Annotated in this window: 20 protein-coding genes and 1 tRNA gene; 9 read left to right on the top strand and 12 right to left on the bottom strand. The window is 33.5% G+C overall.

Annotated elements, in window-relative coordinates:
• Positions 1–641 precede the first annotated feature (641 nt).
• Together FLA105534_RS21740 and FLA105534_RS21745 are read right to left on the bottom strand one after the other, a co-directional pair.
• The gene (locus FLA105534_RS21740) at positions 642–1,472 is read right to left on the bottom strand and encodes a hypothetical protein (RefSeq protein WP_173968178.1); all 831 of its coding nucleotides are present in this window, start codon (positions 1,470–1,472) and stop codon (positions 642–644) included.
• A gap of 544 nt (positions 1,473–2,016) precedes the next feature.
• Positions 2,017–3,519, bottom strand: coding sequence for a S41 family peptidase (locus FLA105534_RS21745; protein ID WP_173968179.1), 1,503 nt, complete (start codon positions 3,517–3,519; stop codon positions 2,017–2,019).
• A 55-nt stretch (positions 3,520–3,574) separates the two neighbouring features.
• On the opposite strand from FLA105534_RS21745, the gene FLA105534_RS21750 reads away from it, so the two are divergent.
• On the top strand, positions 3,575–3,955 hold the full coding sequence (locus FLA105534_RS21750) for a hypothetical protein (RefSeq protein ID WP_173968180.1): 381 nt from the start codon (positions 3,575–3,577) through the stop codon (positions 3,953–3,955).
• A gap of 146 nt (positions 3,956–4,101) precedes the next feature.
• On the opposite strand, the gene FLA105534_RS21755 is transcribed toward FLA105534_RS21750, so the two are convergent.
• The 7 genes from FLA105534_RS21755 to FLA105534_RS21785 all read right to left on the bottom strand — a co-directional run bounded on the left by FLA105534_RS21755 (position 4,102) and on the right by FLA105534_RS21785 (position 9,995).
• Positions 4,102–4,680, bottom strand: coding sequence for a DUF4833 domain-containing protein (locus FLA105534_RS21755; protein ID WP_173968181.1), 579 nt, complete (start codon positions 4,678–4,680; stop codon positions 4,102–4,104).
• Between the two features lie 206 nt (positions 4,681–4,886).
• Positions 4,887–5,318, bottom strand: a complete 432-nt coding sequence (locus tag FLA105534_RS21760; RefSeq protein WP_173968182.1) for a GtrA family protein — start codon at positions 5,316–5,318, stop codon at positions 4,887–4,889.
• A gap of 1 nt (position 5,319) precedes the next feature.
• A complete protein-coding gene (locus FLA105534_RS21765) occupies positions 5,320–6,006 on the bottom strand; it encodes a CDP-alcohol phosphatidyltransferase family protein (RefSeq protein ID WP_173968183.1) in 687 nt (228 codons plus the stop codon).
• A 153-nt stretch (positions 6,007–6,159) separates the two neighbouring features.
• A complete protein-coding gene (locus tag FLA105534_RS21770; protein ID WP_173968184.1) occupies positions 6,160–6,966 on the bottom strand; it encodes a phytanoyl-CoA dioxygenase family protein in 807 nt (268 codons plus the stop codon).
• Between the two features lie 233 nt (positions 6,967–7,199).
• Positions 7,200–7,988, bottom strand: coding sequence for an SDR family NAD(P)-dependent oxidoreductase (locus tag FLA105534_RS21775; RefSeq protein WP_173968185.1), 789 nt, complete (start codon positions 7,986–7,988; stop codon positions 7,200–7,202).
• Positions 7,989–8,241: 253 nt separating this feature from the next.
• On the bottom strand, positions 8,242–8,967 hold the full coding sequence (locus FLA105534_RS21780; RefSeq protein ID WP_173968186.1) for a LytR/AlgR family response regulator transcription factor: 726 nt from the start codon (positions 8,965–8,967) through the stop codon (positions 8,242–8,244).
• Positions 8,967–9,995, bottom strand: coding sequence for a sensor histidine kinase (locus tag FLA105534_RS21785; RefSeq protein WP_173968187.1), 1,029 nt, complete (start codon positions 9,993–9,995; stop codon positions 8,967–8,969). Before FLA105534_RS21785 ends, FLA105534_RS21780 begins: the two co-directional genes overlap by 1 nt.
• Positions 9,996–10,238: 243 nt before the next feature.
• Between FLA105534_RS21785 and FLA105534_RS21790 the strand changes: the two genes are divergently transcribed.
• Entirely contained in the window at positions 10,239–12,617 is a 2,379-nt protein-coding gene (locus tag FLA105534_RS21790) for a TonB-dependent receptor family protein (protein WP_173968188.1), read from the top strand.
• Positions 12,618–12,957: 340 nt separating this feature from the next.
• On the opposite strand, the gene eptA is transcribed toward FLA105534_RS21790, so the two are convergent.
• Both eptA and FLA105534_RS21800 read right to left on the bottom strand, forming a co-directional pair.
• A complete protein-coding gene (eptA, locus tag FLA105534_RS21795; protein ID WP_173968197.1) occupies positions 12,958–14,478 on the bottom strand; it encodes a phosphoethanolamine--lipid A transferase EptA in 1,521 nt (506 codons plus the stop codon).
• The gene (locus FLA105534_RS21800) at positions 14,465–15,316 is read right to left on the bottom strand and encodes a phosphatase PAP2 family protein (protein ID WP_173968189.1); all 852 of its coding nucleotides are present in this window, start codon (positions 15,314–15,316) and stop codon (positions 14,465–14,467) included. Before FLA105534_RS21800 ends, eptA begins: the two co-directional genes overlap by 14 nt.
• A 519-nt stretch (positions 15,317–15,835) precedes the next feature.
• On the opposite strand from FLA105534_RS21800, the gene FLA105534_RS21805 reads away from it, so the two are divergent.
• From FLA105534_RS21805 to FLA105534_RS21830, 6 genes are all read left to right on the top strand, one after another.
• Complete coding sequence (locus tag FLA105534_RS21805; RefSeq protein ID WP_173968190.1) at positions 15,836–16,513, top strand: response regulator transcription factor; 678 nt, start codon at positions 15,836–15,838, stop codon at positions 16,511–16,513.
• Positions 16,506–17,771, top strand: a complete 1,266-nt coding sequence (locus FLA105534_RS21810) for a sensor histidine kinase (RefSeq protein ID WP_173968191.1) — start codon at positions 16,506–16,508, stop codon at positions 17,769–17,771. The genes FLA105534_RS21805 and FLA105534_RS21810 overlap by 8 nt, the downstream gene beginning before the upstream one ends.
• 73 nt (positions 17,772–17,844) lie before the next feature.
• Entirely contained in the window at positions 17,845–18,273 is a 429-nt protein-coding gene (locus FLA105534_RS21815; protein ID WP_173968192.1) for a PepSY-like domain-containing protein, read from the top strand.
• Between the two features lie 10 nt (positions 18,274–18,283).
• Positions 18,284–20,695 (top strand): TonB-dependent receptor domain-containing protein, encoded by a 2,412-nt coding sequence (locus FLA105534_RS21820; protein ID WP_173968193.1) that lies wholly within the window; start codon positions 18,284–18,286, stop codon positions 20,693–20,695.
• Positions 20,696–20,903: 208 nt separating this feature from the next.
• Positions 20,904–20,977: transfer RNA gene (locus FLA105534_RS21825), tRNA-Arg, on the top strand.
• A gap of 408 nt (positions 20,978–21,385) precedes the next feature.
• Positions 21,386–22,993, top strand: coding sequence for a serine hydrolase (locus tag FLA105534_RS21830; protein ID WP_173968194.1), 1,608 nt, complete (start codon positions 21,386–21,388; stop codon positions 22,991–22,993).
• 236 nt (positions 22,994–23,229) lie between these two features.
• Here FLA105534_RS21830 and FLA105534_RS21835 read toward each other — a convergent pair whose 3' ends face one another.
• The gene (locus FLA105534_RS21835; protein WP_173968195.1) at positions 23,230–23,790 is read right to left on the bottom strand and encodes a hypothetical protein; all 561 of its coding nucleotides are present in this window, start codon (positions 23,788–23,790) and stop codon (positions 23,230–23,232) included.
• Between the two features lie 181 nt (positions 23,791–23,971).
• Here FLA105534_RS21835 and FLA105534_RS21840 point away from each other — a divergent pair, with 181 nt between their 5' ends.
• Complete coding sequence (locus FLA105534_RS21840) at positions 23,972–24,376, top strand: helix-turn-helix domain-containing protein (protein WP_173968196.1); 405 nt, start codon at positions 23,972–23,974, stop codon at positions 24,374–24,376.
• The last annotated feature ends 146 nt before the right edge of the window (positions 24,377–24,522 follow it).

The following is a 24,522-nucleotide window of genomic DNA, read 5'->3' on the forward strand; positions in this document are numbered from 1 at the left end:
TCAGGGCATTATGATTCATTATCTTAATTTATAGTGCGTTGCACTATTTTTACGCTTTTGGGCTTTCAGCCCTTTTTTAAACATTTCAAATATTTATACCGAAAGAGAACACTAATTATAAAATCAGCTGTAATAAAATGATTTCTTAAATGAAGAGCTGAGTGTGCTTCTTTACGCTGCGCAAATGTCTCTGACTTTGCGCCATTTTAAACAAATATAATTGAAAAACAGAAACTTCATAAAGTCTCTGACTTTAAAAACAACTTTCTTAAAACACTTTTCTTGAATGCAAAAAAAACAAGACAATAAATCAGAGTTAAACGTAAAAAGTCAGGAGACTTTTATCGCGTTCATAATTCCCAAAGAACAAAAAAAAACGCAAAGTCAGAGACATTTGCGCAACTTTTCATGAGAACACTTCGGAGAACTAGGGATATTCACGCAGATTTTCATAGGAACTCTTCGGAGAGCGGGATTACCTTTTATTATCTTCTAATCATTCTTTAATAAAAGTGATCTATTATATTAAGTATTATTTGGTATTTATTATTGTTAATGCTCTCTATTTCTTTACACATGCAGTAGAAAAATTTTAGCTAAAAAAGATAAATTCAAAATCTCATATATTTAGTCGAAATAGTTTACCTAACAACCTGAGGCAGGCTTATACCGTTCAAAATCTGACTACGTTCAATAAATTCCTTATCATTTTCTGAAATACTCCCATCCAATTGGCACACTAAAAACAGACAGAATTTTTCTGCCGTTGACATTGCCTTTCCCAAAATATCGATATACAGTTCTTTATCTGCAATGTCGTCACTACTGTAAACAAACTTCAAAATTGAATTTACCTGATATAAAAATGTATTTTCAAATGTGGAGTTCTCCAATATAACATCATTGTAAGTAAACTGCGATATAAGCAAATCACTTTTGTTTTCATAATCTATTTCATTTAGAAGCCTGTAATAAGAATCCTTAAATTCCATAAAAAGATTTTTATCCATAACTATATAAAAAGAAGTTTTAATATTCTGATAATTCGATATAAGCTGAAAGAACAAATTTTCAAATTTTTGAACCTTAAGGGTATCATTCTGTTTTTTCATTTCGAGCTGCTGATTCTGCATTTCTTTTCTGGTAAGATCAAGTTCAATCTTATTGTAGATCATTTCAATCTGCTGATAGAACACCTGCTGCCTCTGTCCTAAAAAAGCAACATACACCAAAATCAGTCCTGCTAGAGCAAAAAGTGATGATACAACTCCACCCGAAATAGATCCAAGAATATCAATGATGTTTCTCTCCTCAGGCGATCCGTTTATAATGAAAAACTGAAGAACAAAAAATAGACAAAAACCTACTATTCCAATAGACGCGGCAAACTGTTTGTACCAGATAATGTTTTTTTCCAGATTTGTGATTTTTTTTTCGACAGCATCAATCCTGTCCTGATAATTAACAGTCATACTCTATATTATTTTTTATTAGTTTTTCCATCGGAATTGATATTATTTATAACACATACATTCTAATTTAAATACCATATTCATACTTTAATTTTCTTTGCAAAAAAATGCCCCTCTCTCCGAAATGTTCTTCTTTACGCTGCGCAAATGTCTCTGACTTTGCGCCATATTAAACAAATATAATTGAAAAACAGAGACTCCATAAAGTCTCTGGCTTTAAAAAGAACTTTCTTAGAACACTTTTCTTGAATGCAAAAAAATCCACGACAATAAATAAGAACTAAACGCAAAAAGTCAGGATACTTTTATCGCGTTTATAATTTCTAAAGAACAAAAAAAACGCAAAGTCAGAGACATTTGCGCAGCTTTTCATGAGAACACTTCGGAGAACGAGGAAGCGAAAAAATGATTTATGCCTATAAAAAAAGCTCTTTTATTGAGATTAAAAGAGCTAATTTATACTTTAAGCACGAATTTTATCTAAATTGAAATAATCTTAGTTAAGATTGCTGATTTTAATTTCTAAATTTAGTTTCGTTGCTATTTATTGTTTTTTTAACCTTTCTAAATCCTCTATATATAAACCTTTGGCAGTATTTGTAGGGTTGAATGCCGCAAGATTGTCAATTTTTAATGGAAAAGAAGGGTTAGCGGTTTTTGCTGTAGTTCGCATAGTTTGGCCCGTAATTAATTCGAGAGCTTTATTCAAATAAGGATCTTTTACGTTTCCAAATTCAACCAGATTTAAGAAAGTACTATAAGGATTGATTTGGTAATCAGGTACAATTTTGGCTGGATTTGGGTCTTTGTCTTTATTGTAATATGAAAAAGTAATGGGTTGCAATTGCCATTTGTGTTTAGTACTTCGATTGGCATAGGACGTATAATCATTAGCAGGAGAATCGTATAATGTGTTTGAGCCAACAAATTTACCAACGGTTTCTTCGCCTATTGTGATTACATTAATGTATTTTTTTAGACACTGTATCGTAAGCTCGCTGGCAGAAGCGGTTTGAAAACTTACCAGCACATATATTTTTGTCAAAGCAAGGCTGTTTATACTTTCTTGTCTCTGAAAAGTTGGTTCGTTACCAACCAAGTTAAAAATATTTACTTTTTCGGAAAGATTTTCATAGCCGTCTTCATTATTGTGTTTATTATTGAAGTCTAAATAAATATATGGCTTATTGGTAAAACCGCCATTAATCATTTGAGCCAGAGCTACTGCCGTTTCTAATGAACCGCCTCCATTGTATCTTAAATCTAAAACCAATTCGTTAATTCCATCCGATTTCATTTTAGAGAAAGCCAAATTGAGTTCATCGTTATAATCGGATTTGAAAGCATTAAAAACCAGATAACCAATATTCTTCGCTCCATATACTTTCTTTTCGTAATAAGCAACTGGGTTTTCATCAATTTCGGATTTTGATACAGTCACAGTTCCTGTTTTATCTGTGGTTACTAAACTACCGCTTGAAAATTGCACGCTTGCTGCCAAAGTAATTGTGAATTGTGCGTTTTCTAGTTGATCATAATTACTTGAAGTAAGCTGGCTTCCATTTATTTTTGTAATAACGTCTCCTCTTTTCAATCCTGCCAAAGCTGCTGATGAATTAGGTACGATGTAGTTAATTAAGGCTACCATATTTGTATTGGATGCATCTTTAGGGTAGATTGCGTAATTAAAACCACCTTTTTTTTCAACTTCTGCAATTTTTGAAACACGCACTATCTCATTACTGTTTTCAATCCAGGAAAATCTATCAACAGTTCCTCTTTGATATAGGAGTGAATAAAAAAGCGCATCGGGAGTTTTTCCGTTGATTAAATTGTTATATACTTCAGTAGAAGTGATTTTGCTGTCGGACAAATTGGCAACGTTGGGCTGCCAGTAGTACCAAGAATTCATAGCTTTCCAAACAAAATTGTTAATCTCGTCTGGCTTGGTTGTTGTAACTTCTTTAGTGTCAGAATCAGAATCCTTGCTGCAAGCTGTAAAAACTAATCCTACAAGTAATGTCTTAGCAATATATTTTAATTTCATTATTTTTTCAATCGTTTAATTTAAGTTAGATTTGTGCTTGTAAAACGCTAAAAGTATGAAAAATAGTATTCCTAAAACCTTCTTTTTATTATTTTATTTTGGACTTTTTTTTCTTTTTTCCTGTTCCGGGCAACTTTTAGATATTAAAAATCAAACGTATAAAAGTTATAACAATAATAATGAAAAAGGATATATAGTTAGTTTTAAATTAAATGACACTGCTGTTGTTCCTAAATCAGTTGTGATTAATGGTATTGTTCAGGATATATCCAAAGCAAATAAAATTGGAGATACTTACCAGGTAAATATGATTGCACAAACTACCATAATTCATAATTACAAAGTAAAATTAGATAAAAAAGAAAATGGAATTTATTTTGAGAAAAATTCAAATATCTTTTTTCAACCCGTAAAATTCAAACTGATCACAGACTAATTGAAAAAGTTTAATCGAACTCTTTGAGTGTAATTATTACAAACGTCAGTTAGAGTATTTTTATGTAGAGTAACGGAACAAAAAAACGCAAAGTCAGAGACATTTGCGTTGCTTTTCATGAGAACACTTCGGAGAATGAGGATACCTCATTTCAATAACATTCTCTCCGTAATTGTTTTATTGGAGGAAACATCAATTCCGGTAACTTCGGCATACTTTACATTGGGCAGCAAAAAAGAACCTCCTTCAATGCGCACAAATATTTTTTCTACCTGTATTCTTTTCTGATTTACACTTACAAAAGCATGATATTTTTGATCTGAATCTATCTTTTTCAAGGTTAGGGGTAACTTTTTATATGATACAAATTGAAGCTCAAACTCCTCATTATTCAGAGTTTTACTTTCTATTCCGTATGCGAATTTGCGTTGCATATAATTAAAATCTTTTTTTTCGCCTTTCTCAGCATATCGAATCCAATACGCTTTTACAGGATTACTTTTGTCTATTTTTCCATTCTCCTGATAGTTAATGGCGTAAATAGCCGTGTTTGTATTGGGGTCTCGCTGAATATAAAATAGCATATTATCTATATTTTTAGGCGTTGGAAAATTTAATGGCGATGGATTCTTGGATTGTGCCAATAGATTTCCAGAAATCATATTCACTAAGATCGTTATAACGATTAGTGATTTTGTAAAGTATTTAAATGATAGTTTATTCATAACATATTTTTTTTACATAACCCGTTGGTTAAAATCGTTTTAACACATAGATACATAGATTTGGAGGCTTAAAAAAGACGTTTCACTTGTTTAAAGAAACATAGTTGGATATGTGTTAGAAACTAGTTCCTTTTTGTCTTCTTCTATTACACATAAAATCTATGTTTCTATGTGTTGAATAAAAAACACGATTGGTTATTTATGTATTAATTGGATTCGATTATAGTCTCTTCTTTCTTTGCCTTAAAAACCCAATATTTAATCAGTGGATAGTTAAATCCATAAGAAACAAAACTATCCGTGATTAATCTTCCAATTCTATAATCGATTTGAAACGCTTTTTGCAAAATAAGCGTACCAAATGATTTTAAAGAAATACTTCCCAGTACAACCAACGCAAATTTAAAAAGCTGACTATTGATGCGACTGCCATAACCAGACTGATTTTTAAATACCCAAAATCTATTGATGCTGAAATTGATAATGGCACCCACGGTTCCGGAGATTAAAATAGAAAAGGTAAAATGCAGTTTAAACACCTCTGTTAATAAAATCATTAAGACATAATCGGTCATACCACCTAAAAATGCCGCAACTTGCGCTCGAAGAAAAGTGAAAATGGATTTTTTCCTGAACATATCAGTTCTGGTTTTTGTCTTTTAAATCGCCTAACTTTAGAAGCTTTAAGCTGTCACTAGTGTTGATTGTAAACAGTATAATAGTGATTAAGCCTGCTAAATAGGTAATCGATCCATCAAACAAAACTTCTGCAATTAAAATCAAAGCAATAATAAATCTAAGTTCTGTTGGACCAACAAAGCCAGAATCTATACTATATTCATTTGTAATTTTATAGCGTAACTGACTGATGATGATCGACCAGCCATACAGTGCGACAAAAGCGAAGGCTACTATCTGTGTACCATTTTTAGCATAAATGTAGTAGCCAAAGCCTATAAGTACAATACCAATCCAATCGGCAATAATATCAAGTGCAAAACCATACCAACGACGCGGAATATTTCTATAATAAGCCAATCTTCCATCTAAAGAATCACCTAACCAATTTATGACCAATCCGATAATTCCCAAAAGCAAGTACCAATTTGTTACATAAGTACCTAAAACAAAGGCTAAAAAAATCAATCCCGAACCTAGTGTACCAATTAAAGTAAGTACGTTCGGCGAAATGAATCCGGGTACCTTTGGAAGGAAAAATACAATCGTTAACTGTTCTGCTCTTTTTAAAATATTTGTTCGCTTACGGTCTGAAAATGTTCTTTGTGCAATTGCAGTATAACCTTCAATCTCTCTTTCTTTTTCCATTAATAGCGCAATATTTTTAAGCCAGATAGTACAACTAATTCTAGTTTTATAGTTTTTAGTTTTATTTTTCTTTGCGTATTTTTAAAAAACTCGGTCGTTCTTTTTAGCTTACCTGATCTAACCAGATAACTAAATGCGATAATAAACAGCATACTACTTAACAATACCGGCAAAACGTTGATAGAAAACCGTTGGACTGTTCTCGTTTTTAGGAGCATATTTTCCAGCTATAATTGGAATATAGATAACTCTCCTCCTACTTTCTTCCCCACGAATAGAAGACTCAGCAACTCTGTGCCACAAACGGCCATCGTGAATGGTTAAATCTCCAGCTTCGGGATTGATAGATATCTCTTCTGGATCGGCGTTATGATCTAAAAAGTATTTTTTTCGGAAAAGCATTTGATAAATACCTTGCTTGTGTGTACCCGGAATAATTTTAAGACCACCGTTTTCAGGTTTTAAAGTACTTAAATGGATCCCCACATTTAACATCGGATTTAATTTTGAACCGTAAAAAATGTCTCTTAAACCATCGGTATGCCAGCCCATCTTGGTAAACTTACTTTCCGGCCCATTGATATAATGATTGAAAACCATTCCGTCTTTTTCTTCAGTTCCTAATCTTGCGTCATCACCTGCCAATTGTAACAAACCATTAAATCTTGGATCAAGTAAAAGACCACTCAAGGTTTGATGATGCTGATTGATAAAAGCAAAACGTTGTACAATTGGAGAACCGTCTAAATCTTTTCCGAATTTAATTGGAACGCCATTTACTTTTTTAAGGTCATTGTCAATCCATTTTTGCTCCACTTGTTTCGAAGCATCAATGATGGATGAGACAGTATCCGGATTTATAAATTTTTTGAAATGAATGAAGCCGTATTGGTTAAAAAATTCAATTTGCTCATTAGTTAATTGCTCGGTAAGGGTAAAAGTTTTATAAGAAGATACCATAATAAATAGATTTAATAAATGAAATAATAGTGTTTGTAATTTTATCTAAAAGATTAGCGAAGGCAACAACAACAGCGACACATTCGCATGTTGTTTACTTGCATTCGTTCTTTCGGAAAACCAAACATATTTCTCTTATTAGACATACTCTATAGAATTAGTAGATATTAAAAACGAAGATAAATATAATTTCTCTTTTACAAAGAATTTTTTCCTGTTTTTTTTTGAAAAAATTAAATTTTATAAATCCCAGCTGCAGTTTTTTCGATAAAAGCCTTTGGTAGTATACGGTTGGCATAAACCGAAATGATATTTGTAAAACCCGGTATAACCTCTGATTTTTTACTGAACATGGCTTTTACGGCAATTTTTGCAACTTCATCAGGTTGCATATTAAACTTCTCAGCCATTTTGCTAAAAGCGTTTAAACCCGCTCTTGCAGCAAAACCGGTATCAACCGGGCCTGGACTAAAACAGCTTACTGAGATTGAAGTTTGGGCAAGTTCGAAACGCAAAGCACGCGTAAACGATAAAACAAAAGCCTTTGTAGCCGAATAAACCGCTAGCGTGGGTACCGCTTGGTATGCTGCAGTACTCGATATATTCAAAATGTAGGCTTGTTTTTCTTGTGAAAGTATGGGTACTAATAAATGAGAAAGTTCTACAACTACATTCATATTAAGCTGCATCATACCAAGCTGATCGGTTAGAGAAGACTGGCTAAAATCACCCCACACTCCATAACCGGCATTGTTTACTAAAAAGCCAACTCGATAGTTATTCTCTTTTATCCAATCGGTTACTTTTAACGATGCGCCATCTATCGAAAGATCAATTGATAAAATAGAAGCATTGATGTCATATTTAACTTGAAGATCATCAGATAGTTTTTTTAGTTCCTCCTCACTTCTTGCCACAAGCAATAGCGGGTAACCCTGTTTGGCTAATTCATAAGCAATAGATTTTCCAATGCCTTTGCTGGCGCCAGTTATTAAGGCATAGGGTTTCGTTTTTTCGCTCATTTTATTAGTTTAAGCATCAAATATAAAGATTAATTGCAAACTGTTGCTGTGCAACGTGCACAATGGTTACACTACGCCTTCCCTACTCTATGGTACTTATTGTGGGCTACATTCTTCAAGCAGTGAGGTTGTCTTTTTAAATTAATTACCTAATTTACAGAATCTTAACAATCAAAAATAAGGCATTCGAACCAAATATTTCATACTATTCAAAGAGAGAATATCTATTTAGAAATAATGTTCAAAAAAACTTTTAAATTTCGAATTGTTCGATCCTCTCAAAAAAATCATTTCTGTACGTATCGCCAATTGGAAGGCATTTCCCCGAAACCCAGACTTCATTATTGTCGGTTTTTTCAATCTTACCGATCGCTGCAATAAATGATTTGTGAATTTTTACAAACTGGCTGCCTGGCAGGTTTTCTTCAAAATATTTTAAGGTATTGTAGGTCACCACCTGTTCGGATGACGTATGCAGAACTACATAATTTTTTATGCTTTCTAAATAATTAATGGTTTTGACTTCAATACGCTGATAACGTTTTTTGCCATCCGTTTTCACAAAAAAATAATCATCAATGTTCGTTTGGACAGTTGCATTTGCAACGGTAGATTCTGTTTGCTGTTTGCGTACTTTTTCCACAGCCATAATAAAACGCTCAAATGCTATGGGTTTGAGTAGATAATCTATCGCATTCACTTCAAATCCCTCTATTGCGAATTGCGGATAAGCAGTAGTGAAAACGATTTTCACCTTGTCCTTAATGATTGCTGAAAGTTGTATACCGTTAAGATCTGGCATTTGTATGTCAAGAAATACCACATCAGGTTTGTGTTTTTCTATAAGTACAAGAGCGTCTAAAGCCCGCGTGCAGGTAGCGACACATTTTATTCCCTGAAGTTGCTCAAAATATTTTTGAAGCAGACGGATAGCAGGGGGTTCGTCATCTACAATTATGGCAGTAAGGTAATCACTCATCAACTCAATGGCATATTTAGGGTTACTTTGTGGTAGTTATCGTCCTTTGAAACAATAAGAGTGTGGTTGTCAGGATACATTAAACTCAGTCGTTGGCTAATGTTTTTGTTTCCTATACCGTGCTCATCATAGCTTTTAATAATTCGGTACTTGTTCTCTGACGTAAAGATAAACCTTCCGTTCTCAATTTTCAGCTTTATCGTTATAGGATTTTCAAAATCATCACTGATACCATGCTTAAGGGCATTTTCAAGAAAATGTATCAGCATTAATGATGGTATTCTGTGATTTCCCAGATTATCGGAATGTATAAAATCTATCGCCACCATGCCGTCAAAACGTCTTTTAAAGAGATCAATATAATTTTTCAGAAACATCGTTTCGTCTTTAAGCGATACTATATCATTTTTGCTTTCATAAGTAACATAACGCAGCATTTCCGATAGTTTCATTATATCAGCAGCAACTTCCGGGTTTGTGTCATACAAATCAGAGTAGAAGCCGTTCAGGGAATTAAATAAAAAGTGTGGACTGAGCTGGTTTTTTAAAACCTGTAATTCTGCGTGCTTCTTTTCTAAGGTCAGCTGGTTCATCTGAGCACTGGTATTCCAAAGGTATTTCATGAAATAACCTACAAGACTAAACAACAGCACTCTTATGGAATAATACGAGTTATCGCAAATATAATAAAGTGGCGTCAACGTTTCCATATTGTAATTATGGTTGCCTGTTATTTTAAAGAGGAAGATTTCCTCGTAAATAAAACGTAAGAACGGAAAAAGCAATACAAGGCTGAGTTCTGCCAGAATTAGGAAATACCATTTTTTAAAAGGAATTGTCCTGGGACAGATAATAAGATAGTTAAGGTAAAAAATCAGCAGTTGTAACAATAGAAAGCCAATGTGATGAAGAATAACCCATAGGGGGTCCAAATCCTTAGAAACCCTCATACTTCTTAGCAGCTCATCCAGCCCTACAAATAAGAACCAGAATAAAATGTGGCACAGTATCTCTTTTTTTCTGCTCATTAGGCTAAAGTAATTCTTTTAGATCATAAAGACAACCAGACTGGTTTAATAGGATTAATTACAGGATGAACTACTAAGATTACACAACTAAATAGAAAACAAGACGCAGCTTAGCTTTTGTTTTATAAACTGTGCAATTGGTACTAAGTAAGCTTTTGAAAGAAATAGGCAGAGTAACATTGCAGTGTAAATCAATCAAAAATCATCAATCAAAAATCATCAATCATCAATCAAAAATCAACTATGAAAAAACTACTGTTTATAGCCACTGCGCTTTTATTCCCCTTGCTTAATCTGGCGCAAACATCAATTAAAGGTACAGTAAAAGATCAAAACACCGCCACCGGAATTCCCCTTGCTTCAGTATACATTACTGACGAAAATCAAAAAAAAATAGTTACAACGCAAACGGATAAAACAGGTAATTACGTTATACGTCTTCCTTCTTCTTTTAAATCAGGCAGTCTCTCGGTAACTTCCCTTGGCTATATCAATTACAGTAAAGAAATTACAGCTCATAGCCTACCCGAAATCCTGAATATTATGCTAATACAGGACCATAACCAACTTAAGGAAGTTGTTATTGATACTCGTAAAAATGCAATTACCATAAAGGGGGAAAAAACAATATTTGATGTTGATGCCTCTGGTATAGGAAATGGGAACAACGGACTTGAAACCGTAGCCAGAGTACCGGGTATGCGACTTGATAAAGACGAAAACCTTGTTTACCACGGTAATAAGGACATACAGGTTATGATTAACGGCAGAAAAAGCTTGCTTTCGGGAGATGCTCTGCGCGAATATATACGCTCCTTAAGGGGTTCGGATCTAAAATCAATTGAGATCATAGCGCAACCCTCTTCAAGGTATGAAGCAGCAGGAACCGCAGGTATAGTAAACATTGTTCTGAAGAAAAGCAACGCCACAGGTTTGTCCGGAAGCATAAACACTGCAGCTTACAAAGGGGACTATTTTAAAAGCAGACAAGGAGGAAGATTGTTTTATAACGACTCTCTTTGGACACTTACTGCAAATGGATCTTACTACAATGGAAAATCAGTTAATTACAGACATATAAAGCAGAATATTACTCTGGAGGGAACTGAAAAAATTATAGACCAATACAATACCTGGCTACCAGTCACTAAATCGTCCAGCCTGAACTTCGCTGTAGAAAGAAAAATAAATAAAAACCAGATTCTAAGCACCGAATGGCAGTATTACAACGAAAGCGGTAAAGAAACGACCAGCGGGTATACGAATGAATACCTTGGCAACACTTTGCAGAACAGGGTTGATCTTAGTCAGTTTTTTACCGTTCCGGAGAAACGTGTTTCCGGTAATGTATTTTATAATTTTACCTCCGACAGCCTTACCACAAAACTTGATGTGCAGGCCAACTTTTTGCAGTTTAGTCAGAAGAAAAATGGAGCGCAGCTTAATGATTATGCTGATGGTACTTTTATGAAGCTTGCAGGTGAGAACAAAACATCTTACACTATTGCTAATCTACAGATTGATTTTCGTCATAAGCTTTCAAAGAAAATCAATTTTGAGGCAGGTGCCAAGTACTCTTATGTAAAAATGGACTATTACAACCGTTATACAACGAACAATACAAAACTGTTGTTTATACCCGACAGTTTATTGGTCAATGACTTTAAGTATGATGAAAAACTCGTTTCCGGATATGCGCAGGCGTCTGGTGAATTTGGCCGATGGAACATCCAGGCAGGAATGCGTGTAGAGCATTACAACTTTGTAGCATCGTCGCAAATAAACTCCAAAGAGAATAAAGGAGTATACACTAATTTATTCCCGTCTTTTTCTTTTGGTTACAAGCAGGAAAACAACCAGTACAAATTTAGCTATAGTAAACGCATCGGCAGACCGAATTATCTGTCTCTGAATCCCTATTACGAATATATAGACGCTTATACTCTGAACATTGGAAATCCAGCACTAAAACCACAATATTACGACAGTTTTGAACTGAGTTATATCTACAAAAGTAAGTTGAATCTTAGCCTTTACGGCTACCTTTATAAAGATGGCTTTATCAAGGTTATAGACTACCAACGTGACCAAAACTATAATATTACCTATGATGCCAATGCAGCCAAAGGCAGCAGGTTTGGCTTTTCGGCATCCATGCCTTTCCAGCCTGCTGAATGGTGGACAATGCAGCTGAGTTTAGACAGCTATCTGATTGGGGAAAAATCAGAAATAAAAAACTTTTCATATAGCGGAACAGGTTTCGGTTATGATCTTAATTTTTACCAGACCGCAGACTTAAAAAAGGGCTGGAAGATAACCATGAATTGTTTCTACAATGGACGCTCTACCACGCCGAGTGGCTTTTCAATAGCTACCTATGACATGAGTTTAACCGGTAAAAAAAGCTTGTTGGACAAAAAACTGATCGTGGAAGGAGGATGTACAAACTTATTAAAAAAGAGCTTCTATAACGAGACCACAAAAATTAACAACGTGTCAACTGACTGGACTAATCGTTGGGAAACACGTAACTTTTATGTGCAACTGACCTACTATTTTGGATCAGGAAAAAATAAAGAAGTGAAAGCCACATCACTAAAAGAGGAAACCAAAAGAATGTAAAACGAGAGATACTAAAAAAAACAGACAGCGGCACTTTTTACTGTGGCGCTGTCTGTCTTTGTAAGGCATTTTTACTGCTGTTGCTGATTTCTCAGATTTGTCTGCTGGTTATTAAATGATATATGTTAAGACAAATAGAAATATCTGTACGATCCTTGCAAATGATATTGTTTTGATTAAAAATAAAAACTTCTCAACGCACCCATTTTTCAATCAGCTAAAAGCAACACTTCACCAGCTTTATGATTAAAGTGACTCGGAACACAAAATGTCTATAAACTTTCACGACAGAATAGAAATGGCTTCGCAAATGATTAAAAATCTACTTCTCTCTATCCTCCTATTTAAAAATGTTCATTTGCTCATTATAAACAGGACTTTGTATGTTTAAAAAATTTAAAACACTATGAAAAACATGGTTTTGTGATACGGTTTTATTTGCCTTGAGTTGTCTTGAATTGTCCGATACCCAAACTATAAAAGGGATCTCATACTGCTCTTTTGGAGCAAAACTTATTGGCACTCCATGCATGTACAAATTCTTTTCTCCTAAGGATTCCCCATGATCTGAAACAAAGATCATAGCACTTTTGTACTCTTTTAACTCCTTAAGGTCATCAATTACCTTTGATAAGATATAATCGGTGTAAACAATAGTATTATCATAAGCATTAAAAAGTTCTTCCTGAGAACATTTCCCGAGTTCAACACTATTACAGACCGGTTTAAAAGTTTCAAACGCAGGTGGATACTTTTTGCTGTAAGTAGGTCCGTGACTTGTGCTGGTGTGCAGTACAATTAATATCTTATCTTTTTTACTGGATAAAATCTGCTCTTTTAAACCTCTTAAAAGAACTTCGTCATAGTTACATTCTTCGCCTTTACAATCCTTCTTTAAAATATCTCTGTTTTGATATTTCTCTATATGTACCGGAGGTTCTCCCCAGTTTGTTGTTCTCCAGACAACCTCTACATTATTTCTATAAAGGTAATTAGGTAAGATTTCATATAAATCATCAGAGTTGGTATGCTCCAAAATACATTTTACACCAGCTGTTGTATATGTCGCACAGGAATTGGCGTTAAAATGAAATAGATTCTTTGTCTTAGAAAGCAGTGGATTGGTATTTTTCTTATAACCGTAAAGCGAAAAATTCTGGCTTCTGGCAGATTCTCCAATTACTAAAACAACAACCGATTTTTGATTGTCCTTTATTACAGCATTTGGCAATAAAATTTCTTTCTGATTCTTCTTGTATTTATGAATATAAAAAAGCGATGTATTTACCGAATAAGACCACGGCATTGCAAGTCCTCCCAATTGCTTTGAGTTCTTATCAATCCAAAGCCAATTGCTTGCATTAGCAAATACCAAAACGATAATAAACAATAAGGTTAAAGAAGAAAGGGTTAAGAATTTCTTTAATGCAACATTTATTATATTGACTTTAATGATATAAATACTGGGAATAATGCCAAGAAATACCAGGTACAGTATTAGTTTAAAAGAGAAAAAACTACTAGACTCTTCAAAATTGGTATTGAGTACATTACCGATCATGCTTTCGTCTATTATAACACTATAAGTATTAACAAAATAAACAGCAACGGCATTAATCATAAAGAATAAAACCAATAAAAACTTTCCAAGATAACGGGAAAGCGAAAATATGAGGTAGAAAACAAAGGCGTTTAAAACCAGCATCAAAATGACTAGGCTAACAATCAAAACAATGCCGTTGAGACTTTTATAATCGACATGCTCAAAGACATAGGTAAAAAAAGGCAAATGAAAGAACACAAAATTCAGAAAACTCATAAGTAAAACAAAATGAGTTAATCTTAAGTTACTTTTTAGCATAGAGGGCAGTAATTTCATAAATTGAAAGAGTAGTAATTTTATATAATGAAACGGCTAAACTAATAAATGCTAGATAAAAGATGACTAAATCTTCATTAATTATTTTATTGATTAGGCAAATACTGCAAATAAGAAACAAGACAATGAATACTGGATAATATTTTCTATTGTTAATCCAACTGAAGATTCTGTATTTTCGGCTTATAAAAATACCCAATAATCCCGAGATATATCCGAGAATTCCGCCTATAAGAGTATCAAACGGATAATGAGCTCCCACACCTACTCTCGTCAAGACAAGAATCGATCCTATAATTAGAATTGCAAAATACCATAAAACTTTCATTTTTAAATTTTTAGGCATAAAAGCATAAAGCAAGACTGTAAGTATTGTAAAAGTTACAATAGAATGTCCCGACGGCAGACTATTGTGACCGCACAATGCCTTGCCTACAATAAAAAACGAATCATTATTAAATGTTGCTGCCGGTCTTGGTACAGAGAATATATTTTTTAAAGGACAAGAAAATAAAAGAGAAAACAGTAAGCCTGACAGTAAAGCTTCCCACAATTTAGGAGCATAAATAATTAAAACACTTAAAAATGATAAAAAGATAAAAGCATCTCCTAACTGAGTAAGATTATACTCGAGACTTGGATACTGTCCAAAATGATGATTAATAAAATAGAAACTGTCTTTTTGAATTTGTATATACTGATCAGTATTTAAAGCATTCCGGTTATACAAAAAGAGAACAATGACAGCCAGAAAAAGCGTAGGCAGAAAAAAAAGAAAAGGTTTAAGTCTTGAATAATTAGCAATAATATAGGTATTCATTATCTTTTTTGTGTTAATTTTTTTTTACTTTACTATAGGTTCTCAAATAACTTCCAGGTTAAATATTGCTCTTCTCTGCCCTAAGAAGAAAACGATAAAGAAAGACTTAAAAGTATTTAAAAAAGATGATTTTTCTCATATTTAAATCGGTATTTTCTTATAGAGAAACAGTTAATAATCCATTAAATATGTAGGCTGCAAGATTAGTTAATCCCATTTTACTTTTCCTGTTCTACACTTTAACAAAATGTAAATTAATTGATCAATTTTGAATAAATTTAGAATTTTGCACGAAAATAGATTTTTTTTTAAAACATTATTTCTATTTGTAATAAAAAAACAGCTCATTGTATTAGTTTAACATATAGTTAACTTACAACTATAGTAAAACTGAAGATTACTCCGTTGTTTACAATAATTATACAAGCTAAAAAAACACTACCTTAGATTTTGCCAGAAAAGAAACGTAAATTATTACCAATTCAACTTTTCTACAAAATTTGTATATAAACTTGCGGCATGAAGATTTTAATTATAGAAGATGAGCTGGAAATTGCTCAAAGCATCAAAAATTATTTTAGAACCAATGGAATTCAATGCGAAACTGCCGAAAACTATAATTTGGCACTTAACAAAATTGATTCCTACGATTATGATTGCATACTTCTGGATCTGACGCTACCTGATGGTGACGGATTTGATATACTAAGAGAGCTAAAAAGAAAAAATAAAACTGACGGAGTTATTGTGGTTTCTGCTAAAGAAACACTTGAAACACGTCTGGAAGGATTTAATCTTGGAGCGGATGATTATCTCACGAAACCTTTTCATCTCTCAGAACTTCTTGTGAGGGTACAGGCTCTTATCAGACGAAAGAATTTCAAAGGATGTAATAGTATAATTTTCAATGAAATCGTAATTGATATACTTTCAAAATCCGTTTCGGTAAACGATATCAAGTTGGATTTGACCAAGAAAGAAATAGATTTGCTTCTTTTTTTAATTGGAAATGAGAATAAAGTGCTGTCAAAAGCTGCTATAGCAGAGCATCTTTCCGGTGATATGGCTGATATGCTCGATAACCATGATTTTATATATGCACATATCAAAAACCTGAAAAAGAAACTCCACCAGGCAGGAAGCGGCGACTATATTAAAACAGTTTACGGTTTGGGATATAAATGGGAAAATGAATAAAAAAAAACTACTAAATAAAACAACCAATAGCTTTCTTACTTGCGCTATCCTTATTCTATTGATAGCGGCTCCATTGTTTTATTACATAAGCCAGCAGCTTTATATTTATGAAACTGATGAAGTGCTTCATTTTCATAAAGGTGCCTTTGTAAAGGAAAGTCATAAGGATTTTACCCAAAAAGATATCGACTTATGGAACAAGTACAACCATGACGTAATGATTGTACCTGATATGGGCGTTAGCAGCGATTCTATCGTTGGAAAAATGCTCTACGATCCTATTGCAAAAGAAAAAGAACCTTTTCGCGTACTTTATGCGCCCGTAACCATAAATGGAAAAAGATACACTTACACCGAGAAGATTAATCTATTGGAAATGGAAGGAATGGTTTTTAGTATTGCCATCATGTTTCTATTTATCATTGTTGTGCTTATGATCGGAATTATCTGGATCTCAAAAACTACGGCGGCTAAAGTATGGAGTCCTTTTTACAATACTTTAAATCAGATTCAGGATTTTGAAATTGATAAAAACAAACCACCTCATTTTATTCCTACTGATATTGATGAATTTGATCGTCTGAACAAAAGTCTGGAAAGACTGATGGATAAAAACACAGCCATCTATAAAAATCAGAGAGAGTTTGTCGAAAATGCCGCACATGAGCTTCAAACACCATTAGCTTTGTTTCAAACTAAAATTGATACGCTGACTCAGCTTGATCTCACCAAAGAACAATCCGATCTTGTTGCTTCATTAAATAGTGATGTTTCAAGACTCAACAAACTAAACAAAAACCTGTTGTTGCTTTCTAAAATTGACAACGAGTGTTTTCTTGAAAAAAATACAATTATCCTTAACGATTATCTTAAAAAACACCTGAGTTTTTTTACCGAACAGGCAAATGCTAAAAATCTGATTATTAAAACAGAACTTACTACTACTTTAACTATTACTGGAAATCAAGCCCTTACTGAAGTTTTGATCAATAACTTGTTTTTAAATGCGATCCGTCACAACGAAAAAAACGGCAAGATCATTATTACGACTCTTGAAAATGAATTGATATTTCGCAACAGTGGTCAAACAACACCTTTGCAAAGTGAGAAGCTCTTTAACCGTTTTTCAAAATCCAATCCTTCTTCTCAGGGAAATGGACTTGGTTTGGCGATCGTTAAAAGAATTACAGAGCTTAACCATTGGGAAATAAACTATAGTTTCGAAACTAATTTGCATTGTTTTAGCGTCAAATTTTAAAAATTCAGACTTCCTACAGATTCATAATTCAACTTTGTACTATGATTTTTATCAATTAAAAAAAATAGTATCAATGAAAAATTCAATCCTGACATGCTTAGTGCTGCTTTTTTCTTCCTTTGCCATAGCGCAGCGTGTAAGCGAGAAAGACATTCCTAATCGTGTAAAATCAAAATTTTTACTTTCCTACCCTAACCAGACCAATGTGAAATGGGAAAAGGAAAAAGAGAATTATGAAGCCAGTTTTACAAGTGGTCAAACAAAACAGTCGACACTTTTAGATTCTAACGGAAATATCCTGGAAACTGAAGAAGAAATCAGTGTGAAGAAACTTCCGACCAATGCTCTGGCCTATATCCAAAAAACATACAAGAACAAAAAAATCAAAGAAGCTGCAATGATCACCGATGCTCATGGTACGGTTACATTTGAAGCTCAAGTAACTTCTGTTGACCTGATTTTTGACAAACAAGGAACTTATATTAAAAGCATAGCAGATTAAAACCATAAAAATGAAATTAAAGATAATTTTAGTATTGTCGCTTCTTGTAATGAAAATTTACAGCGTAACGGCACAAAACAACCCAGCCACAATCTCAGGATTAATTAAAGACAAAACTTCAAAAACCACGCTTCCTTATGTTAATGTAGTTTTAAAAACGACAAAAGATCAAAAAGTACTTGCCGGAACGGTGACCAATGAAGAAGGCCGTTTTAATATACCTGCCGTACCATCCGGAAATTATACCCTTGAAATTACTTCAATAGGTTACAAAACTAAATCCCAAAAAATCTTCGTAGGTACACTATCCGATTTTCTGGACCTTAATAGTATCGAGCTCGAAGAAGATATCAATACCTTATCTGAAGTGGTTGTAACTTCTAAAACCTCAGAAGTAAGCGCCAAAATGGATAAAAAAGTCTTTTCTGTAGCCGACAATATTACCCAAAGCGGCGGCTCTGTCCTTCAATCGATGCAGAGTCTTCCCGGCGTAACGCTTCATGAAGGGAAAGTTCAGCTGCGCGGTAATGATAAAGTAATGGTACTTATTGACGGAAAACAAACCGCACTGACCGGTTTTGGAAATCAGTCGGGTCTTGATAATATTCCCGCATCCGCTATTGAGAAAATTGAGATTATAAATAATCCTTCTGCAAAATTTGATGCCAACGGAAATGCGGGTATCATCAATATCATTTACAAGAAAAACAAACAGGAAGGATTCAACGGAAAGGTAGGAATCAGTTCGGGATACGGAGCTCTTTGGGAGCGTAAAGCCAATCTTCCCGGTATTCGTCCACAATATCAGTTAACACCAAAAATGAACCCATCGCTGTCCCTGAATTACCGCAAAAATAAAATCAATACTTACCTTCAGGCGGATTATTTATATACTGAAACGCTCAACAAAAATGAATTTGTAACCCGAACTTATGACGATGGTACTGTTATCAATCAGCAAACGGTCAGAAATCGTAATACCCATTATACCACCATTAAATCAGGAATTGATTGGAATTATAACGACCAAAATAGTTTTTCTTTTTCAGGGCTTTTTGGAAGTGAAAAAATTATAGACAACGGAGACGAGCCTTTCTTTAATCAGGATTATTCTCAGCGATTGCGTCTTTGGTCTTTTCTGGAAGATGAACTAAAAACTACGGTGATGGCCAGCGCTTCTTACGAACATAAATTCAAACAGCCGGGGCATAAATTAAATGCGGGAATCAACTACACCTATCATCGTGAAGACGAAAAGTACTTTTTTACCAATACCCTGCCCGCTTCTGTTGGACAGGATTCTTTCAAACTCTTATCTGATGAAAAAGTAGTCGATATCAATTTGGATTATATTAAACCTTTGAAATATGGACGATTTGAAACCGGATTTAAATTCAGAAACAGGGAAATCCCTACCAACATGCAATTCTTTCCGGGACAAAATTCTCCTATTGATGCCAATGCCGGAGGATGGGCCAATTATAAAGAAGTAATTCCTGCTCTTTATTCGAATTATATATTTGAATCGGATAAAATTGAAGCAGAACTTGGATTGCGCCTTGAGTATGTAAAGCTACAATACGACGTTAATCCGAATCATCCAACCTATAAAAGCGACGGTTATAACTATACAGAGCCTTTTCCTAATGTTCGTTTTGGATATAAAATCGATGACAAAAACAAAATCACGGCTTTTTATAACCGTAGAGTTGACAGACCAGCAGAAGTTGATATTCGTATTTTTCCAAAATATGATGATGCCGAAATTATAAAAGTTGGAAATCCTGCGCTTCGTCCGCAATTTACCAGCGCCTTTGAAGTAGGATATAAAAAAACCATGGCAAAAGGCTATTTTACGACATCTGCCTATTATAGAATTATAAACGGAACCATAGCGCGTATTGCCACAACTGTTCCCGGAAGCACTTTGATTTACAATGTATTCCAGAATGCCGACAAGAGTACTTCACTTGGAATCGAAGCGATATACTCACAGGAAGTAACTCCCTGGTATTCTTTTAATATTAATGGAAATCTGTATCAAAATACAATTGATGCTTTTACGGTTACCAATTTATATCCTGTTCCAAGCATTTATAATGGCGAACGTCAGCAGATGGTTTCAGGAAATTTAAAATGGAACAATACCTTACAGCTCGATAAAACACTTAAAGGACAAGTTTCTGTTATTTATCTGGCTCCTGATGTGATCCCTCAGGGAAAAATTGACTCAAGATTTTCTGTTGACATGGGAATTAAAAAAACCGTTCAGAAAGGAAAAGGTGAAGTGTTTTTGAATGCTACTGATATTTTCAATACGCTGGTTTTACAAAGACAAATAAAAGCAGACGGTTTTAGTTATAGCAGTAAGGATTATTACGAGACGCAAGTAATTCGATTCGGCTATAGTTATAAATTTTAACCTTTAATTAAATAGTACAAGATCCCATTTCTTACGAAGTGGGATTTTGTATTATAGCTATTATCTTTTTATGCTTTGTATCTGTCACTTTATGTTCACGAACAAGAAATTCCCGCCAGTAGTGGATTTTTTACTTGCATATCTCACATTTATGTCTATCTTTGCACGCTCAACAAAGCTCCTAAAAATAGCTTATTGAAACAAAAATGGCCTCGTGGCGCAACTGAATAGCGCATCTGATTACGGCTCAGAAGGTTACTGGTTTGAATCCAGTCGAGGTCACAAACTTAAAATCCCATTTCTAACGAAATGGGATTTTTTTTTGACCTTTTTATATCGATTTAATCAGTTAATACCTCTAAAAACAAATGGTTTGGTTGTCCTGTAGAGTTGACCTTACTGGATTCAAACCGCTCCTCAACACTGTAAAACATTAGACTTACAAATTTCTTATCTTTATGTTAACAATAATTTTAGTTTTATGGAATTTGACAATGAAAATCTCAAATAAAAAATTACACCTCAAAAGACTCAAAAATGCTTTATAATGAAGGAATGAATATAACTTGTACTCTCAATTTTGCTTGAAATTCAGTACGGCATTTTTATTTGTAATCTTTTATTATAATTTTACCCAACTGTCACAAAGGACAAACCGCTAGTTAGAATTCAATAAAAAGTCAAAAAAACATGAAATCAATTCAATCAATCACTTTTATTTTATTATTTATAACACAATTGGGTTTTGCTCAAAGTAAGAAAGAAAAATTAGAACAACTTTTTGAATTTTACAATCAGCAAAATCTATTTAACGGTTCTGTTTTTATTTCTGAAAAAGGAGAAACCTTACTAAATAAAGGTTACGGATTATCAAATGTAGATTTAAAAAAGGAAAATAACGTTAACAGCATTTTCCAAATATATTCCATAACAAAAACTTTTACAGCAACGGTAATTTTAAAATTAGTAGAAGAAAAAAAACTTTCATTGCAGGATAAACTTTCAAAGTTCTATCCAGATTATCCAGATGCAAGTGCTATTTCAATTGAAAGTTTGTTAACTCATACCTCTGGAATTTATGACTATACAAGAGGAAATGATATGAAAGACCAAACGGAAAAATCATTTGTTGAATTTCAAAAAACAAAACCTTTGGATTTTCCAGTTGGAACCGATTGGAGTTATTCTAACTCGGGATATTATTTTCTAGGCTATGTAATTCAAAAAGTTACTGGAATGAGTTACGAAAATGCAGTTGAAAAATACATATTCAAACCATTGAAAATGAAGCAAAGTGGTTTTGCTTTTAAAAATCTAAAAAGTGAAAATAAAACCACTGGCTATGAGATTTTTTCTGAAAAAGAACAAACACCATCGATTGTTTATGATCCACCTATGCCTTTTGCAGCTGGTGGAATATACTCAACTGTTGAAGATTTAAACAAATATTATAATGGCCTAAAAAATTACAAAATTATCTCCAAAGAAAATTTAGAAAAAGCATATACACCCTTCAAAAACAATTATGGCTATGGTTGGATTACAAGACCAATGTTTAAAAAAATGACAGTTGGTCATAGTGGTTATGCAGAAGGTTTTTGCAGCAATTTTGTTCAAATTCCCGAAGATGATATCTGCATTATACTGCTTACAAATACAGAAAGAGGTTTAGACACTGCCACTTATGCTATTATGAAAACTTTGTATAATTTATATAATAAAGATTATAAAATTCCAATTGTCGCCAACATGAGCTCAGAAACTTTAAAGCAATATCTGGGAACTTATCAAGTAGAAAACAATTTTGTAATTTACCTTACCCTTGAAAACAATAAATTAAAACTGAAAAGAAACGGGTCAACAACTATTCTATTTCCTGTAAAAGAAAATTTGTTTTACGCTGAAGAATTAATGGGTGATGTAGTTTTTGAAAGAAACGAGACTTCACAAATAGAGTCATTAAATTTTCATATAGGAAATCAACTAAAAAAAGCAAAAAAAATATTTCCTTCCTGGGGAATTGTAGGAAGTGCAACAGAAAAAGGCTGGGATGGCCCTGATGCAAAACTTGTTGAAACTGAAACAAAAGGAATTTGGACAATTAAAAATATGACTTTAAAAACAGGAGAGTTTAAATTTCGTTTTAATGACGATTGGACTTTAAATTTTGGAAAAGATATGAGCGACGGAATAATTCCAAAAGGAGATAATATAGAAATTTTAACAGGTGTTTATGATATTATTTTGGACATAACAGATTACGAAAAACCAAAATACAAAATTTTCAAGAAAAGTTAAAAAACAACCTACAACAGCTATGGGATTCCTTGCCGTGAGTAGCACGAACATTAAACCACTTCTTGATAAAACCTAAAATAATTATCTTACAAATTCACTTGAAACCAGACTAATTTCTTTAAATCATTCATAAAATGGTTTGTAAATTGTTCAGTAAGGGTCACAAAATCCCATTTCTTACGGAATGGGATTTTTTTATGCTCCTTCCTTACTTTTTAAGTTTATATAGCAATATTTTATTCCGTTACGCAATCAATCTGATCCGTTTTCTTGATTTTTTCAATGCCCCTTTCTTTCATTAGCGCTACTGCATCTAGCATTTTGATTAAATGAATATAGGGCGTCGTCAGGTCAGAGTATGGATCTCCATCCCGAGGAGACAAGGAAAGCTCCAGGATGAGACATAGAAACGATTCAAATTCTTCCATCGTTTTTTCAGTAAATGCTTTTTGAAATACCACAAAAGGATTATCGTATTCCTCCTCCGTCAGGGAAGAAAGGTGAAATAGCGTTTCAGAGCGCAAAGATGCTGTAACTTTCCATTTTTTGCTTTTCTCTGGCAGGCAGTAACACAATTTGAGAAAAGAGTTTATAGCAGTATAAAAAATAAAAGCATTGGAGGGATTGTTCACTTCGTAAATGTCACTTTTATAGCTGCACATTACCGCTTCAGTTAAATTCTGTTTGTAATAATCCAGATCTGCAAAGGCAAAAAAAGCATCAATGGCTTTAATTGGATTTCCCGACACCTCCCCTGCCCAAGAGCTCGTTTCGAAGGATATTTTATTCTTTTTCATAATCAAGGAGATTTAAAATTCACAAACGAAGTTCTGTTCTTTCCAAAGGATAATCTATTCAGAATACATCTATAATATTCTGACAAAACAAAGGTTTTATGAGATATTTTTTTATCTTTGAAACTCAGGATTTTTATCCAAATGGCTTTACCTTTGAGCCTTTAGAAAATTGATATTCGTTATGGAACAGAAAATACATCAGGGAAGAAACGTAAAACGTTTTAGAGAAATGCTTAACATCAAGCAGGAAGCATTAGCCTATGATCTGGGAGAAGACTGGAACCAAAAGAAAATTTCTATGCTGGAGCAGAAAGATGTAATCGAAGACAATCTGCTAAGACAAATTTCAGCTGTATTAAAAATTCCTGTGGAAGCTTTTCAGAATTTTGATGAGGAGCAAGCTGTGAATTTAATTTCGTGTAATTTCTCTGATAATGCAATGTTCAATAATAAGATTGAAGTTTTTAATAACAATCCGATTGAGGAGATCAAAAAACTTCATGAAGAGAAAATCATTCTGTTTGAGCGTATGTTGAAAGAGAAAGATGAAATGATGGTTAGGCTTGAGAGATTGATTGGTAAATAATCATTTATAAAGATATATAATTCAAAAAAAGAGACTCGAAAGTTAAAAGTGGTCGGAAGAAAAATCTTCCGACTTTTTTTGCTTTATCTATTTTATTTAACGAGATATTTCTTGTTTAAAATAATAGTTCTGGTTATATTTATTAC

This window comes from Flavobacterium collinsii (genome assembly GCF_902804485.1).
Classification (GTDB): Bacteria; Bacteroidota; Bacteroidia; order Flavobacteriales; family Flavobacteriaceae; genus Flavobacterium; species Flavobacterium collinsii.

What these genes read in the sequence shown, in the direction of transcription:
- FLA105534_RS21740 (WP_173968178.1), bottom strand. Translation starts at nt 1,472, where the DNA reads ATGACTGTTAATTATCAGGACAGGATTGATGCTGTCGAAAAAAAAATC.
- FLA105534_RS21745 (WP_173968179.1), bottom strand. Translation starts at nt 3,519, where the DNA reads ATGAAATTAAAATATATTGCTAAGACATTACTTGTAGGATTAGTTTTT.
- FLA105534_RS21750 (WP_173968180.1), top strand. Translation starts at nt 3,575, where the DNA reads ATGAAAAATAGTATTCCTAAAACCTTCTTTTTATTATTTTATTTTGGA.
- FLA105534_RS21755 (WP_173968181.1), bottom strand. Translation starts at nt 4,680, where the DNA reads ATGAATAAACTATCATTTAAATACTTTACAAAATCACTAATCGTTATA.
- FLA105534_RS21760 (WP_173968182.1), bottom strand. Translation starts at nt 5,318, where the DNA reads ATGTTCAGGAAAAAATCCATTTTCACTTTTCTTCGAGCGCAAGTTGCG.
- FLA105534_RS21765 (WP_173968183.1), bottom strand. Translation starts at nt 6,006, where the DNA reads ATGGAAAAAGAAAGAGAGATTGAAGGTTATACTGCAATTGCACAAAGA.
- FLA105534_RS21770 (WP_173968184.1), bottom strand. Translation starts at nt 6,966, where the DNA reads ATGGTATCTTCTTATAAAACTTTTACCCTTACCGAGCAATTAACTAAT.
- FLA105534_RS21775 (WP_173968185.1), bottom strand. Translation starts at nt 7,988, where the DNA reads ATGAGCGAAAAAACGAAACCCTATGCCTTAATAACTGGCGCCAGCAAA.
- FLA105534_RS21780 (WP_173968186.1), bottom strand. Translation starts at nt 8,967, where the DNA reads ATGAGTGATTACCTTACTGCCATAATTGTAGATGACGAACCCCCTGCT.
- FLA105534_RS21785 (WP_173968187.1), bottom strand. Translation starts at nt 9,995, where the DNA reads ATGAGCAGAAAAAAAGAGATACTGTGCCACATTTTATTCTGGTTCTTA.
- FLA105534_RS21790 (WP_173968188.1), top strand. Translation starts at nt 10,239, where the DNA reads ATGAAAAAACTACTGTTTATAGCCACTGCGCTTTTATTCCCCTTGCTT.
- eptA (WP_173968197.1), bottom strand. Translation starts at nt 14,478, where the DNA reads ATGCTAAAAAGTAACTTAAGATTAACTCATTTTGTTTTACTTATGAGT.
- FLA105534_RS21800 (WP_173968189.1), bottom strand. Translation starts at nt 15,316, where the DNA reads ATGAATACCTATATTATTGCTAATTATTCAAGACTTAAACCTTTTCTT.
- FLA105534_RS21805 (WP_173968190.1), top strand. Translation starts at nt 15,836, where the DNA reads ATGAAGATTTTAATTATAGAAGATGAGCTGGAAATTGCTCAAAGCATC.
- FLA105534_RS21810 (WP_173968191.1), top strand. Translation starts at nt 16,506, where the DNA reads ATGAATAAAAAAAAACTACTAAATAAAACAACCAATAGCTTTCTTACT.
- FLA105534_RS21815 (WP_173968192.1), top strand. Translation starts at nt 17,845, where the DNA reads ATGAAAAATTCAATCCTGACATGCTTAGTGCTGCTTTTTTCTTCCTTT.
- FLA105534_RS21820 (WP_173968193.1), top strand. Translation starts at nt 18,284, where the DNA reads ATGAAATTAAAGATAATTTTAGTATTGTCGCTTCTTGTAATGAAAATT.
- FLA105534_RS21830 (WP_173968194.1), top strand. Translation starts at nt 21,386, where the DNA reads ATGAAATCAATTCAATCAATCACTTTTATTTTATTATTTATAACACAA.
- FLA105534_RS21835 (WP_173968195.1), bottom strand. Translation starts at nt 23,790, where the DNA reads ATGAAAAAGAATAAAATATCCTTCGAAACGAGCTCTTGGGCAGGGGAG.
- FLA105534_RS21840 (WP_173968196.1), top strand. Translation starts at nt 23,972, where the DNA reads ATGGAACAGAAAATACATCAGGGAAGAAACGTAAAACGTTTTAGAGAA.